This is a genomic window from Actinomycetospora straminea (assembly GCF_028737255.1).
Taxonomy (GTDB): Bacteria; Actinomycetota; Actinomycetes; order Mycobacteriales; family Pseudonocardiaceae; genus Actinomycetospora; species Actinomycetospora straminea.
Map to the genome: position 1 here is coordinate 65,739 of NZ_JAQZAN010000005.1, position 13,930 is coordinate 79,668.

12 protein-coding genes and 1 riboswitch are annotated in these 13,930 nt (G+C 74.5%); of the genes, 2 read left to right on the forward strand and 10 right to left on the reverse strand.

Annotation, left to right across the window (positions count from 1 at the left end; all coding sequences use genetic code 11):
* Positions 1-26 precede the first annotated feature (26 nt).
* Positions 27-635: a hypothetical protein gene (locus tag PH190_RS09295; protein ID WP_274231219.1), complete on the reverse strand. Its 609-nt coding sequence runs from the start codon at positions 633-635 to the stop codon at positions 27-29.
* Positions 636-822: 187 nt separating this feature from the next.
* Here PH190_RS09295 and PH190_RS09300 point away from each other — a divergent pair, with 187 nt between their 5' ends.
* A complete protein-coding gene (locus PH190_RS09300) occupies positions 823-2,070 on the forward strand; it encodes an alpha-hydroxy acid oxidase (protein ID WP_274231220.1) in 1,248 nt (415 codons plus the stop codon).
* Between the two features lie 43 nt (positions 2,071-2,113).
* Here the strand turns inward: PH190_RS09300 and PH190_RS09305 are convergent, their stop codons facing one another.
* The 7 genes from PH190_RS09305 to PH190_RS09335 all read right to left on the reverse strand — a co-directional run bounded on the left by PH190_RS09305 (position 2,114) and on the right by PH190_RS09335 (position 10,296).
* Positions 2,114-2,593: a nitroreductase family deazaflavin-dependent oxidoreductase gene (locus PH190_RS09305; protein WP_274231221.1), complete on the reverse strand. Its 480-nt coding sequence runs from the start codon at positions 2,591-2,593 to the stop codon at positions 2,114-2,116.
* A gap of 29 nt (positions 2,594-2,622) precedes the next feature.
* Entirely contained in the window at positions 2,623-3,753 is a 1,131-nt protein-coding gene (locus PH190_RS09310; RefSeq protein ID WP_274231222.1) for a hypothetical protein, read from the reverse strand.
* Positions 3,750-4,685, reverse strand: coding sequence for a hypothetical protein (locus tag PH190_RS09315; RefSeq protein ID WP_274231223.1), 936 nt, complete (start codon positions 4,683-4,685; stop codon positions 3,750-3,752). The genes PH190_RS09310 and PH190_RS09315 overlap by 4 nt, the downstream gene beginning before the upstream one ends.
* 91 nt (positions 4,686-4,776) lie before the next feature.
* Positions 4,777-5,823, reverse strand: a complete 1,047-nt coding sequence (locus PH190_RS09320) for an aldo/keto reductase (protein WP_274231224.1) — start codon at positions 5,821-5,823, stop codon at positions 4,777-4,779.
* A 46-nt stretch (positions 5,824-5,869) separates the two neighbouring features.
* Positions 5,870-7,357 (reverse strand): GDSL-type esterase/lipase family protein, encoded by a 1,488-nt coding sequence (locus PH190_RS09325; RefSeq protein WP_274231225.1) that lies wholly within the window; start codon positions 7,355-7,357, stop codon positions 5,870-5,872.
* A 48-nt stretch (positions 7,358-7,405) separates the two neighbouring features.
* The gene (locus PH190_RS09330; RefSeq protein ID WP_274231226.1) at positions 7,406-8,752 is read right to left on the reverse strand and encodes a purine-cytosine permease family protein; all 1,347 of its coding nucleotides are present in this window, start codon (positions 8,750-8,752) and stop codon (positions 7,406-7,408) included.
* A riboswitch (TPP riboswitch) is annotated at positions 8,744-8,871 on the reverse strand. It overlaps the preceding gene by 9 nt.
* 105 nt (positions 8,872-8,976) lie before the next feature.
* On the reverse strand, positions 8,977-10,296 hold the full coding sequence (locus PH190_RS09335; protein ID WP_274231227.1) for a DUF1996 domain-containing protein: 1,320 nt from the start codon (positions 10,294-10,296) through the stop codon (positions 8,977-8,979).
* 532 nt (positions 10,297-10,828) lie between these two features.
* Here PH190_RS09335 and PH190_RS09340 point away from each other — a divergent pair.
* Positions 10,829-11,434: a response regulator transcription factor gene (locus PH190_RS09340; RefSeq protein WP_274231228.1), complete on the forward strand. Its 606-nt coding sequence runs from the start codon at positions 10,829-10,831 to the stop codon at positions 11,432-11,434.
* Positions 11,435-11,463: 29 nt separating this feature from the next.
* Here PH190_RS09340 and PH190_RS09345 read toward each other — a convergent pair whose 3' ends face one another.
* A complete protein-coding gene (locus tag PH190_RS09345) occupies positions 11,464-12,993 on the reverse strand; it encodes a hypothetical protein (protein WP_274231229.1) in 1,530 nt (509 codons plus the stop codon).
* A gap of 155 nt (positions 12,994-13,148) precedes the next feature.
* Positions 13,149-13,925 (reverse strand): PIG-L family deacetylase, encoded by a 777-nt coding sequence (locus tag PH190_RS09350; RefSeq protein WP_274231230.1) that lies wholly within the window; start codon positions 13,923-13,925, stop codon positions 13,149-13,151.
* Positions 13,926-13,930: the final 5 nt, after the last annotated feature.

The following is a 13,930-nucleotide window of genomic DNA, read 5'->3' on the forward strand; positions in this document are numbered from 1 at the left end:
CAACGTCACGGTGGCGGCCCGGTCGATTACCCCCAGCGGCCGCCCTGCTGCCCGCGAGGGTCGTAACGCGTCGTGCGCTCGTCCTGGCCGTAGGGGCCGGGGTAGGGCTCGCGGGGCTGCTCGTAGCTGCCGTAGCGCTGGTCGTAGCGGCCGTCGTACTGGCGCCCGCCCCAGCCGCTTGCCGACACGGGGCGCACGGCGGTGCGCGAGACGCCCGAGAGCATCGAGATGATCGCGAGCCCGATCGCGGCGTAGAGGACCGCGGTCGCGATGTGGTCGATGATGCCGCCGCGGGCGAGGAAGACCTGCAGGAGCAGCACCACGAGCACCAGCAGCACGATCGCCGAGAAGAACGTCGCCGGCCGGGGCGTGGTGAGCAGCAGCAGGTGCAGCAGCGCGGTGCCGGCGAGGGCCGCGATGACCGCGCACACCGGGATGATCGTCATGGCGTTGTCGACCAGCGCGCCGCTGCGCTCCGCGGTCTGGATGCCGAGCTCGAAGACGTTGGAGATGATCAGCACGCCGACGATCGCGATGCCCGCGGCGACGATGGCCGTGGCGACACCGCCGGCCCAGAGCCTCTTGCCGAGGACCTCCACGTCGCCGTCGTCCCACGAGCGCTGCGGGTAGCTCACGACCTCGTCCTCTCCCCCGGACCGTCGGTGGTCGGCCCCGTCACGGTCGGTTGTACCGCAGAGCAGGTCGTCACGGGGGGACCATCCCCTGCCCGTGCGCGCGCTCGCGCTTCGTCCCCGTCCTTGACGTTCCGCGTCCGGCCCCGTTCGGTGGGAGGTCCTGCCGTCGCGAGGAGGAGCGTGGCCGATGACGACCCCGCAGCAGCACCCCATCACGGGCCGCACGGCACGCCGGCTGCCGCGGCCGTCGGAGCTGCGGCCGCTCCTGCGTGTCGCCCGCCCCGATCTCGACCCGACGCGGCGCCGCCTCGCCCGCGCCCAGACCGTGGCCGACCTCCGCGAGATCGCCCGCCGGCGCACCCCGCGCGCGGTCTTCGACTACACCGACGGGGCCGCCGAGGCCGAGCACTCGCTGCGGCGGGCGCGGGAGGCGTTCGCGTCGCTGGAGTTCCGGCCGTCGGTGCTGCGGGACGTCTCGACGGTGGACATGTCGACGACGCTGCTCGGCGGGCCGTCGGCGCTGCCCTTCGCCTTCGCACCGACCGGGTTCACGCGGATGATGCACCACGAGGGCGAGCCGGCCGTGGCGCGCGTGGCCGCGCGGCTCGGGGTGCCGCACACGCTCTCGACGATGGGCACCACGTCGCCCGAGGACCTCGCCCTCGCCGCGCCGGAGACCCGCCGCTGGTTCCAGCTCTACCTCTGGCGCGACCGGGAGGCGAGCGCCGCGATCGTCGAGCGGGCCAAGGCCGCGGGCAACGAGGCGCTCATGCTCACCGTCGACACCCCGGTCGGCGGGGCGCGCCTGCGCGACGGGCGCAACGGGCTGACCATCCCCCCGGCGCTCACCGTCCGGACGCTGCTCGACATGGCCCGCCACCCGCACTGGTGGGCGAACGTCCTGACCACCGAGCCGCTCGAGTTCGCCGCCCTGTCGTCGTGGGGCGGCACGGTCTCGGAGCTCATCGACACGATGTTCGACCCGCACCTGACGCTCGACGACCTGACGTGGCTCCGATCCACGTGGAACGGGACGCTCGTCGTCAAGGGCGTGCAGACGGCGGAGGACGCCCGCCGGGTGGTGGACGCCGGCGCCGACGCGATCGTCGTGTCGAACCACGGCGGGCGCCAGCTCGACCGCGCGCCGGTGCCGCTGGAGACGCTGCCGTCCGTGGTCGCGGCGGTCGGCGACGACGCGGAGGTTCTGCTCGACACCGGCATCATGTCCGGCGCGGACATCGTGGCCGCCGTGGCGCTGGGGGCGTCGGGCTGCCTCGTCGGGCGGGCCTACCTCTACGCGCTCATGGCCGGCGGCGAGCGCGGGGTCGAGCGGCTCGGCGCCATCCTCACCGCCGAGATCCGCCGGACGATGGCGCTGCTCGGCGTCTCGCGGATCGCCGACCTGACGCCGGACCACGTCCGGCTGCGGGGATAGGCGGCTCCGGGTAGGCGCGGTCGGTAGGCGCTCTGGGGAGGCGCTAGCGGCGGCGGGTGAGCACGACGAACGGGATCGTGCGCCCGACCTCCTGCGCGCGCCGCTGGTAGCCGCGGAAGGGGCCGTACGTCGCGATGGCGGCGGGCCAGAGCCGCTCGCGCTCGGCGTCGCCGGCGATGCGTGCGTGCACCGGGCGGACCTCGTCGCGCACCTGCACGGTCGTGTCGGGGTGGGCCTTCAGGTTGTGGAACCAGGCCGGGTGGCGCGGGTGGCCGCCGTAGGACGCGACGACGACGAGGTCGTCCGGGTCGTCGGGGTGGGTGAAGTACAGCAGCGGCGTGGTGCGTGGGCGCCCGCTGCGCGCGCCCACGTGGTCGAGCAACAGCATCGTCGGCAACCCCGGGATGCTGTGCCCGAGGCGCCCGCCGGTACGGCGGTAGAGCGCGATGTGCGCCCTCGTGACCGCCCCGACCACGGGGGCGAGGCGGTCGAGGGCACGGCCGAAGTCCTGGGTCGAGACCACGGCCGGACCGTACCGGCGGGTAGCGCGGGCTACAGCGTGAGCAGCCGGTCGAAGAACTCCCGGTAGCGCTGCACGGCGCGGCGCAGCTCCTCGGTGGACGGGTCGCCGTCCAGCGCGTTCGGGTCGAGCGCGCTGCGCTGCTGGGCGAAGGTGCGCGAGAGCTCCTCGAGCACCTCGCCGACCAGGCCGTCCGCCCGCGCGGCGGCGTCACGGGGCTGGTCGACGAAGGTCATGCGGACCTCTTCCCACTGCGAGCGCCACTGGGCCGCCCGCTGCGGGTCGATGATCGTGTCGTGGTCGGGGCCGGCGCTGCTCCCGCCGCCGGTACCGCCCCGAGCGGTGTCCGAGGCCGGCTCGCCCGGACCACCGGGCCCGCCGAAGCCGTTGCCGCCGTCACGGCCGCTCGTCGGCTCACCGGGCGCCCCGCCCGCGCGGTCCGGCGGTCCGGGGTAGGCCCCGGGCTGTCCGCCCATCCCGGACGGGCCGGCGACCCCGGGGCCGCCCGGACCGGCGCCGGTCGGCACCCCGGAGTCCTGCCCGGCGTACTGCTGACCGGGCGCCTGGCCGGCGTGCTGCCCGTACTGGTCGGGCTGGGCACGGGGCTGGTCGTACTGGCCCCCGTACTGACCCCCGTACTGGCCCCCGCCGTACTGACCGGCCTGGTCGTACTGGCCACCACCGACGTGCTGGCCCGGCTGCGCGCCCTCGTGGTCGTACTGGCCCCCACCGACGCCCTGGCCGCCGCCGAGGCCCTCGCCGGTGCCGGGACCCTGACCGCCGACGTGCTGGCCCGGCTGGTCGTACTGGCCGCCGTACTGACTGCCGTACTGGTCGCCGTACTGACTGCCGTACTGGCTGCCGCCGACGTGCTCGCCGGCCTGCTGGCCGTACGCCCCGCCCGGCCCGCCGTGCTGGGCGGCGTACTGCCCGCCCTGCGGCTGGCCGTACTGCTGCTGGGCGCCGACGGTCGGGTCGCCGTAGGGGTCGGCGTGCTGGGCGTGCTGGTCGCCGAACTGCCCGGCGGCCTGGCGGCCGTAGGGGTCCTCGGCGCGTCCCGGTCCGCCCTCGTTCTGCCGCGGGTCCTCGTCGTACCCGCCCGGACGGGCGTGGCCCGCCTGCTCGTCGTAGCCCGCGGGACGGCTCTGCTCGGGGTGGTTCATCGCCTGCGCTCCTGGTGTCCGTCGGGTCCGCCGGTCGCCGGGGGCGCCGACGGTGGCCGGCCCGGACCGGCCGGGGCGGCGGGCGGCGCTCCCTGCCCGGGCGCACCCCCGCGTGACGGCTCGATCCGCTCTGTCGCTCCTGCTGGGGGACCGCTGTACTGGCCCGCGCCGCCCCCGGGCGAGCCCGGGATGCGCTCGGTGCCGCCGGCGGGGCCGCCGTGACCGTCGTACTGCCCCGGCCCGCCGGGCTGTCCGCCGTACTGACCACCCGGTCCGCCGGGCTGCCCGCCGTACTGACCCGGGCCGCCGGGCTGCCCGCCGTACTGGCCCGGGCCACCGGGCTGCCCGTCGTACTGGCCCGGGCCGCCGGGTGCGCCGTCGTGCCCACCCTGCGGCGAGCCGTCGTCCAGCATCGCCTCGACCAGCGTGCGGAACGCCGTGAAGGCGGCGCGCAGGTCCTCGGTGGTCGCCGAGCCCTGCCGGTGGGCGGTCACGACCCGCTGGGCCTCGCGGTAGTCCTCGACGAGGTGGGGCTGGGCGACCGACAGGTCGTCGGTGCGGCGCTCGCCGCCCTCGACCGGGTAGCCACGGGCGCGCATGATCGTCACGAGCAGCGCGTCGGCGTGCTCCACCGCGCCGCCCGGGTCGTCGACGAACCCGCGCTGGACCTGCTGCCAGTCGGCGTGGAACCGCTGGCGCTCCTCGGGCTGCAGCGGCCGGAGCTCGTGCTGGTCGTGGCGCTCCTTGCGCTGGCGCAGCTCGCGCTCGGCCTCCTTGCGGTCGCCGGTCTCGGAGACACGGCGCTCGTACTCGGGACCGAACTCCTGCTGCAGCTGTTGCTGTCTCCGGCGTCGCGCGAGCACGAGGGCAGCGGCCCCGGCGATCGCCAGCAGCACCACCACGATGACGATCACGACGGCCACGGTGCCCATCGCGGGACCCCTTCCGGAGGTGGGTTTCTAGTGATCAGCGTTGTGGAGGGGGTGCCCGGTCTCCATCCGCCATCCGCCCCTTTCGAGGGAATTAATTCCCTGCCGCGGCCCGCTCCTCGCGCGGTCGGCGGCGCTGCGTGACCTCGCCGATGGCGGGCGGTTCGTACGAGACGTCGCCGGGGTTGGCGTCGACGCCGGGCGGGACGATCTCGTCGATGCGGTCGAGGACCTCGTCGTCGAGGGTGACCTCGGCCCCGGCGAGCACGTCCTCGAGCTGCTCCATCGTGCGCGGCCCGATGATCGCGGAGGTCACGGCCGGGTGGGACACGGCGAAGGCCATCGCCATGTGCACCATCGACAGGCCCGCCTTCTCCGCGAGCGGGATCAGCGCCTCGACGGCGTCGAGCTTGCGCTCGTCGGTGAACCGGCCCGGGGTGCGCTGGGCGCGTCGGGTCCCGGCCTCCTGGCCCTTGCGGATCTTCCCGGTGAGCATGCCCATCGCCAGCGGGCTCCAGACCAGCGTGCCCATGCCGTAGCGCCGGCAGACCGGGAGGACCTCACGCTCGATGCCGCGGTTGAGGATCGAGTACGGCGGCTGCTCGCTGCGGAAGCGCTCGAGGCCGCGGCGCTCGGCGACCCACTGCGCCTCGACGATCTCGGAGGCCGGGAACGTCGACGACCCGATCGCGCGCACCTTGCCGCTGCGCACGAGGTCGGTGAGCGCGGAGAGGGTCTCCTCGACGTCGGTCTCGGGGTCGGGGCGGTGGATCTGGTAGAGGTCGACGTGGTCGGTCTGCAGCCGCCGCAGCGAGTCCTCCACCTCGCGCACGAGCCAGCGCCGCGAGTTGCCGCGGTGGTTCGGGTCGTCGCCCATCGGCGCGTGCGCCTTGGTGGCGAGCACGACGTCGTCCCGGCGGGAGGGCGGGAGTTGTTGCAGGGCCTTGCCGACGATCTCCTCCGACTCGCCCTGCGCGTAGACGTCGGCGGTGTCGACGACGTTGATCCCCGCGTCCAGCGCGCGGTGGATGATCCGGATCGAGTCGTCGTGGTCGGTGTTGCCCCACGCGCCGAACATCATCGCGCCCAGGCAGTAGGGGCTGACCTTGATCCCGGTACGTCCCAGCGTCCGCATCCTCACGGCCGGGGAGTAGCCGTCGGTTGCCCGATCGATGCCTGCCCCGGGATCAACCCGGCGGCGGTGCGCCGGACGGCAGGCCGATCCGGGCGACGACGGGGATCGCGAGGCGCAGCTCGCCGATCCCGGTCGGGTGGAACGGGTGCGGGTCCTCGAGGGACTGCAGGTCGGCGCCCAGCCCGTCGGGCGCCGGCGTGCACAGGGGGCGCAGCGGCGGGGCGACGACGTCGAACCCGTAGCGCCGGGCCCCCGCGGTGAGCACGCCGTTGAGCTCGGCGTTGCGGCCCGCGAGCAGCGCGATCTCCTCGGGGGTGAGCCCGGGGTACTGCAGCGGCCCGCGGACGGTGGCGCACCGCGCGTCGGGGCGCAGCACGTCGTAGGAGGTGACGACGACGACCCGCGGCCGCGACGGCAGGGTGGCGAGGTCGGCGAGGAGGTCGGCGTAGTCGCGGTCGAAGGCCGCGAGCCGGTAGCGGAACTCGCCGGCGGTGAAGTTGTCGGCGCAGTCGGCGGCGGCGTAGCAGTAGCCGATGAGGTCGGTCCAGTTCAGGTCGTTGGGCCCGACGGCGACGACGACGAACGCCGGGTCCTCGACCTGCTTGAGCCGGCCGATCTGGGGCGGCACCAGCTGCCCGCCGACCTGCTGCGGTGCGCGCAGGCCCGCGGTGATGCGGGCGCCCGAGCAGGCGAGGTTGAGCACCTCGTCGCCGAGCGCGGCCCCGACCTGGCGCGCGAGCGAGTCGCTGCTGCGGGCGCAGGCGAGGTCCTCGGGCGTGGCGTCGGGCGTCGGGGGCCCGCCGAGCCGGGCGACGCGCGAGTCCCCGATCACGACCCCCCGGACCCCGGACACCTCGGGGCCGACCGGCGACGGCGTGACGTGGTGGGCGCCGGTGAGGTCGGTGAGCGAGCGGGCGTCGCGCAGGCCCTGGGCCCCGGCCACGGCGAGCACCCCGCACACGCCCCACGCCCCGAGGGCCACGGCGAGGGCGACGACCGTCGAGCGCGTCAGCGTCCGCGAGAGCCGGCGGGCGATGACGGCCGGGCGCGCCGCCGCCCCCGACCGCCGCGCGGTGGACCGCAGGGCGGCGAGGACGCGCAGCGACCCGACGAGCCCGCACACGCCGAGGACGACGGCGACCAGGATCAGCGTCGCCCACGCGTACCAGCGCTCGAAGCCGCCGACGATCGCCGCCAGCGCGTCCGCCGGGCTGCTGCCCTCCGCCAGCGACTCCACCGCGCGGCCGGCGGTCTCGTTGCGCTGCACCGGCCCGATCGAGAGCTGCGGGCGCAGCGGCCCGTAGATCGTCACGTCCGGGACGTCGAGGCTGGTGTTGCCGATCTGCACGATCCGTGGCGGGCCCGACGGCGTCGCGGTCGGCGGCTGCGCCCCGACGCTGATCTGCTGCCCGAACGCCTCGACGTCCTGCTCGGGGGTGAGCACCAGCGCCGCCCACACCCCGGTCACGACGCAGACGACGACGAGCACCAGCGTCACCGGCGAGCGCAGCTCGCGTCCGAACCCACCGCGGCGCCCCACGGCACCAGCCCTACCCGACCCACCCCGTCGCCGTCACCCGGACGAGTGTCACGTCCGGCGCCGGCGCTCCACGAGGGCGAGGCCCGCGGCGACGGCCGTGGCGACGACGAACGACAGCAGCGACGCCGACAGCCACGTCGGCGGCGTGAACCCGAGGGCGTCGCGCACCGCGGTCCAGGCGTCGGACCAGACGGGGGCGCCACCCGGGTTGACCAGCTGGTACACGACGAACCCGACCGCCCACGCGACGACCATCAGCGGCCGGGAGGGCGCCCAGCGCGACAGGTCGGGCGCGGCGCCCCGACGGACGAGCGCGTCCCCGACCCCGACGCCCAGCAGCGGCACGAACACCGACCCGATGACGGCGAGGAAGACCGCGTAGTCGTCGATGGTGACGCCGAGGGCCAGCACCGTGATGAGCGCGCCGATGACGAGGCAGAGCAGCCGACGGTCGGCGCGCGGCGCGAGGTTCTGCACCGAGACCGCCGTCGAGTAGACGTTGGCGAACGACTGGTCGGTCTCCCGCGCGGTGAGCACGAGCAGCGCCACGAGACCGAGCGGCGCGGCCAGCATCGGCGCGAACACCGCGTCGCCGTCGCCCGCCACCAGCGCGAGGGCGGCGAGGCCGACGACGAAGCAGACGATCTGGGTGATGCCGTAGCCGACCGTGGCCGCGGCGAAGGCGGTGGAGACGCGGCGGGAGTGCCGGGAGAAGTCCGAGGCGACGGGGATCCAGGAGACGGCGACGGCGATCGCCGCGTCGGTGCCCGCCCAGAACCCGGCCCAGGAGCCGCCCCCGGCGGCGAGGTCGAGCTCCGGGCGCGAGAAGAGCCACCAGGCGAGGTAGGCGACGGAGATCGCGACGAGGATCGTCACGACCCGCCGCAGCAGCCGCAGCATCCCGAGCGGGCGCAGGGTCAGCAGCGTCGTCACCACCCCGGCGCCGAGCACCCACGCCCACGTCGGCCCGCCGAGCGCGAGCGTGCCCGCCTGCGCGATGACGACCAGCTCGAACGTCCCCCAGCCGATCAGCTGGACGACGTTGAGCACCGACGGCACCCACGACAGGACCCCGCCGAACAGGCCGCGGAGCAGCACCATCGCCGGCGCCCCGGTCGCCGCGCCCGGCATCGCGGACAGCCCGACCATGGCGCTGCCGATCAGCGTGCCGACGACGGTCGCGACCACGGCGGCGGTGACGGTCAGCGCCGGCGCACCCGCGGGCTGGAGGACGGCGAGGACACCGGCGAACCCCAGCAGGCTGACGCCGAGGTTGGCCCAGAAGGCGCCCTGGTCGAGGAAGCCGAGGGTCTGGGGGACGGGTCCGTCGAGGGTGGGCGCGACCTCGGGGTGCGCACCGGTCCCGGAGGTGGACGCGGACGTGGACGTGCTCATTCGCAGCCTCCCTGCGCCGGCATGATCCGGATCAGGTTCCGACGGTCGGGACCGCTGCCGTCCTGCTACGGCGAGGTCCCCTCTCAGCCCGGTTCGCCCGGACTCCCGTGAGCGCCGCCTCGGCGCCTGCCCCCGACCGTATGTCGGCGGGCGCACGAACGCGAGGGGCCGCCCGCCGTGATCGCGGAGATCACGGGGACGGCCCCTCGGGTCGTGCGGTCGCGCTAGGAGTTGGTCCCCTCACGCGGGATGTTGGTGCACTGCGCAGCGGGGATGCGACCGGCGATGCACTCGGCACCGGCCTCGTTCTGCGCCTCGGTGGCGACGTTCTCGTAGTCGGAGTGGTCCGTCGCCGGGTCGTGCTGCTCGTTCGGGAAGCTGTCGATCTGGAAGGTGCGGCCCTCGGGCTGGTCGTACTTCAGCGTGATCCGCAGCGCCGGGATCGGCGTCTGGTCGGACTCGCAGTTCCCCTCGTCGTCCGGGAAGAAGATGTGCGAGCGGAAGTCCTTCGAGTCGAGGTTCTCGCCGTCCCAGCAGCTGGGGTAGTCGAGGATGCGCGTGAGCTGCTCACCCTCGCCGCAGATGGGGTACTGCGCGGTGATCCGGTCCTCGTTGCCCCCGCCGGAGCACGTGTACTTCGCGTTGACGTTCTTCCCGTCCTGCGCGCCCTGCTTCGCGTTGCCCATGATCATCATGAGGTGCGTGGGCATCGGCTGGACCTCGCGGTCGCCGTGGCCGTGGAACCGCAGGTCCACCGAGGCCGGCTTGAGGATCGCGCCGCGGTTGCCGTCGAGGCTGCCGCCGTCCTCACCGTCGTCGGGGCTCGCGCCGTTGATGTCGCGCAGCACCGGCCAGAAGAACGTCGAACCGTCCTCGTTGACGCACGACGTCTGGTTGTCGTCGGCGGCCGCCTGCAGCGAGTCGTCGTCCGAGTCCGCGTTCGTCGTCCGGTTGCCGACGTAGTCGTGGACGTGCTGGGCACCGTTCCGCTTGCCCGGCGCGGCCATGTAGTTGTCGGAGTTGTTGTGGTCGCTGACGCCGCAGTCGACGGCGTAGGACCCGCCGCGGAACACGCCGCCCTCGCCGATGTTGCCGTTGCGCTCGACGTCGGCGATGTCGACGTAGTCGCCCTCGTCGGCGTCCGCGGCCTCGTCACGACCGGGGAACGGGTCCTCCTGGGCCGCCCGGGCCTCGGCGGCCTCGACCTCGGCGCCCTCGTTGTCGGCCTCGACCTCGCCGACGTCCTCGTTCATCCCGTTGTTCTCGGCCGAGCGACGCTCTCGCTCGCTCTGGCCGTCCTCGTCCTGGCCACCCTGGTCGGAGTTCTCCTCGCCCTCGGAGCCCTCGGAGCCCTCGTCGGAGCCGGAGCCGGACTCGTCGTCCGAGCCCTCCGAGCTCTCCTCGGAGCCCTCCTCGCCGGACTCCTCGTCGCCGCCCGTGAACGCGCTGAGGATCCCGGAGTCGGAGCCCGAGCCCGAGTCGTCGTCCGCGAAGGCCGAGCCGGCGACGGTGACGATGCCGCCGGTGATGAGCAGGGCCGCCACGATCGCGAGCAGCCGCTTGGGGAGTGATACGCGATGTCGTCCGCGTCGGGGCACGGGGAACCTCCTACGGGTGCCCGCGGCGCCGGGACGTGGGGAGCTCGTCCGGGGAGTCGGCGTCGGGGACACGGGTGTCCACGGGTGGTCTGTCGGCGGAGCACGGACGACGGCATGACGTGAGGGGGAGCGTCGCCGTCCGGCTCCGACGGAAGGTCACGGTAGGGACACGGCCACTCACGGAGACCGGAGCTGAGAAAATCAGTGCTCGGACACCGCTCGCAGGCCCGCTCGGCGCGACGATCGGCAGGCTGATGCCGCCGAAAGGATGAATCCGTGCTCCGCTCGCACCGCCCGGCTCTCAGGTGACCACCGGTCGGCGACGCCGACGAGCATCACGTCTCCGTTCAGCGCTCGTCGATTGAAACCGCGAGCAGCTCGGGCCACAGTGGCCGCGATGAGACCTGACCGTTATGCGGGCGCGGAGCGGGGCCGCGTGCTGTGCGTGGCCCCGTCCCACCGCACAACGAGCGTCCTCGTGGGGACGTTGCGGTCCCACGGCTTCGAACCGCAACTCCTTCGTGAGAGCTGGAGCGTCGGGGCCACGGCCCGGGCGAGCGGCGCCCGCGCCGTCGTCCTCGACATCGAGATGCCCGGGCTGCGTCCGGTCGAGGTCCTCGCCGACCTCCACCGCGACAGCCCGCGCACCCCCGTCATCGCGCTGACCAGCCCGGAAGCCCGCGACCGCACGGTCTCGACCCTCCGCGCGACCCAGGACGACTACCTCGTCACGCCCTTCCCCATGGAGGAGCTGCTGGCGCGCCTGCGGCTGCGGCTGGGCGACGACCGGCCCACCGCGCAGCTCTTCCTGCGCCGCGGGGACGTGGCGGTCGACACAGCGCTCGAGCAGGTCTTCGTCGAGAACAAGCCGGTGAGCCTCTCGCGCACCGAGTTCGCCGTGGTCGACGCGCTCATCCGCCACCCGCGCGGGCAGGCGATGTCGCAGGAGCAGCTCGTCACGCGCGTGTGGGGCGGGCCGCCGACGTCGAACATCGTCGAGGTCTACATCGGCTACCTGCGCCGCAAGCTCGGCGCGGAGCGCATCCGCACCGTCCGCGGGCGCGGCTACATCCTCGAGGGCTGAGCCCGCAGCCCGGGGCCCCTCTCGGGGCCCTACTCCAGCACGAGGTGGCCGGCGCCGCGGCCGATGACGTAGGTCGGCCAGCCCGGGCCGGGCCCCGTCTCGTAGGTGAGCTGGCGGTCCGGCGGCTCCACCGGCTCGCGCTCGGCGTGCAGGAAGTTGACGCGCAGCAGCCAGGCCCCGAGCGGTCCCGCGGTGGCCTGCCGTGAGTCGACGATCGACATGAGGCGGGCCCGGTCGCTGAACTGGTCCACGATGTCGCAGCGGCACGCGAACGCGAGGGTCCCGATCTCGCCGGGCGCGAGGACGCTCTGGCCGGGCGGCAGCTCGCGGCCGAGGCCGGTGCCGGCGTTGATGTAGTCGGCGGCGCTGGCCCAGTTGCCGAACACCGCCGGGTGGGGCCACGGGATGCCCAGCCCGGTCTGGTGCCCGATGCTCACGCCCGCGACCAGCGCCAGCCCGGTGACGACCGCGCCGGTGCGCTGCAGGCTCAGGTCGGCGGCGCCGAGGGCCGCGCACAGCGTCATCAGCGCCAACGACGGGCAGTAGTACCAGATGTAGGACGAGACGCCCATCGCCGCGTACGCGCCGTAGTGCGCGGCGGCGGCCAGCCCGCAGGCCACGACGACGCGGTCGAGCAGCCGTCCCCGCCCGCGCAGCCACCGGGCGGCCGACACGACGAACGACACCACGCCGACCCCGACGACCACGCCGACGACGAGCATCGCGACCGGCCACCGCTCGGCCATGAACAGCGGGCCGTTGCCGAAGACCTCGCCGCCGGGGAACGCCCCGCTCGTCTTGATGATCAAACTGTCGGGCACGAAGCTGCCGAGCACGAACCAGGACCACACGTGCCACGGCAGCGTCACCAGCGCGCCGACGCCCAGCGCGACCAGCGTCCGGCGCCACGAGCGCGGCGCAGCCACCAGGAAGAGCACCACCACGAGGACCACGGCGGGCAGCACCAGGTCGGGGCGGGTGAGGACCGACAGGCCGGTGACGACGCCGGTCGCGACCGCCCGGCGCGCCGCGGCGTAGCGGGCCACGCCCACGAGCAGCGCCGCGACCAGGAACGACTCCATGCCGACGACGGCGGCGAAGATCGGCGAGGTGACGATCAGCCCGACCGTCAGCGCCGCGACCAGCACCCGGCGGAGCCGGAGCTCGCCGGCCAGGCCCGCCGCCCAGACCGCCATCACCGCGGTGGTCGCGACGAGCACGAGGCCCGCGGACACCGCGGGACGCCCGGTGACGAGGATGCCGCCCGCGAGCAGCCAGACGTTGAGCGGCGAGGTGGCCGAGTTCGCGTCGCGGAACGGGGTCAGGCCCCAGTGCCCGAGCTCGGCGACGTTCCGGGCGTAGTCGAGGGTGATGTAGGAGTCGTCCGGCATCCCGCGGTACGCCACGAGGAACAGCAGCCCGCCCATGAGCGCGCCGACGGCGGCCGCGAGCAGCATCGCCGGCGACGGCCGCCGCCGGGTGCCGGCGCGCGGGGTGTCGTCGACGAGGGTGGGCAGGTCGCGCACCGAGCCGCTCGCCGGGTCGAGACCGGTCGCCACGTCAGCCCTCTCCCCCGACGGGGCGCCGATCGACGACGATCTCGTTCGGCATCCGCCGGCTCCGTCCCGCAGTGTCGGTGTCGTCGTCCATATCACCACGCCGGGCGACGGTCCCTCCGACGAGGGCTCCCGGGCGTGCCGTGAGCGTGCGCGGGCTACGCGGGGAAGAGGGTGTCCTCGCGCTGCGCGGGGTCGCCGCCGACGCGGATGAACCACTCGGTGCCGAAGGCCAGCGCGAAGCGGTCGTCGGGCAGGGCGAGGAAGAAGGAGTCGTCGGGGATCTGGCTGCGGTGCGCGCGCATGGCCTCCCGCTTGGCCGCGAGCCACGGCGTCACGTCGACGCGGGTGGTCAGCTCCTCCTCGGGCGAGCCGAACCCCTCGGGGTCGAGATCGGGCATCTCCTCGCCGGCCTCGCGCGCCATCGCGGCCATGCGCCGGAACTCGTCGCGGTTGCTCGTCGACTCGTAGACCCGCGGCGTGCCCGCCAGCTCCCCGGCGCGGCGTCCCACGCGGTGGACCTGGACGTGGTCGGGGTGGCCGTAGCCGCCGATGCGGTCGTAGCAGGTGAGGACCTCGGCGTCCTCCTCGCGCAGGATCGCCGCGAGCCGCTCGGCGGCCTCCTCGACGTCCGCGGACCAGAACGACCCGGGCGCGCCGTTGGTGTCCGTGTCGACCATGCCGGAGTCGACGTAGCCCAGGAACTCGACCCGCGCGACGCCCAGCACGTCGGCCGCCGCGTGGGTCTCCTTGACCCGGCGCTCGGCGAGCGTCTCGCCGTTCTCGAGGACGCCGGGGACGATCTCGCCGTGCTCGCCGCGCGTCGCGACCACCAGGACGACCCGGTGCCCGGCGTCCGCGGCGGCGCGCATGACGCCGCCGCAGGCGATGCACTCGTCGTCGGGGTGTGCGTGGAAGGTGACCATGGTCGCCACGGACG

Excerpts from the sequence above, each read along its gene's own strand:
- PH190_RS09300 (WP_274231220.1), top strand. The coding sequence starts at position 823 with ATGACGACCCCGCAGCAGCACCCCATCACGGGCCGCACGGCACGCCGG.
- PH190_RS09310 (WP_274231222.1), bottom strand. The coding sequence starts at position 3,753 with ATGAACCACCCCGAGCAGAGCCGTCCCGCGGGCTACGACGAGCAGGCG.
- PH190_RS09330 (WP_274231226.1), bottom strand. The coding sequence starts at position 8,752 with ATGAGCACGTCCACGTCCGCGTCCACCTCCGGGACCGGTGCGCACCCC.
- PH190_RS09315 (WP_274231223.1), bottom strand. The coding sequence starts at position 4,685 with ATGGGCACCGTGGCCGTCGTGATCGTCATCGTGGTGGTGCTGCTGGCG.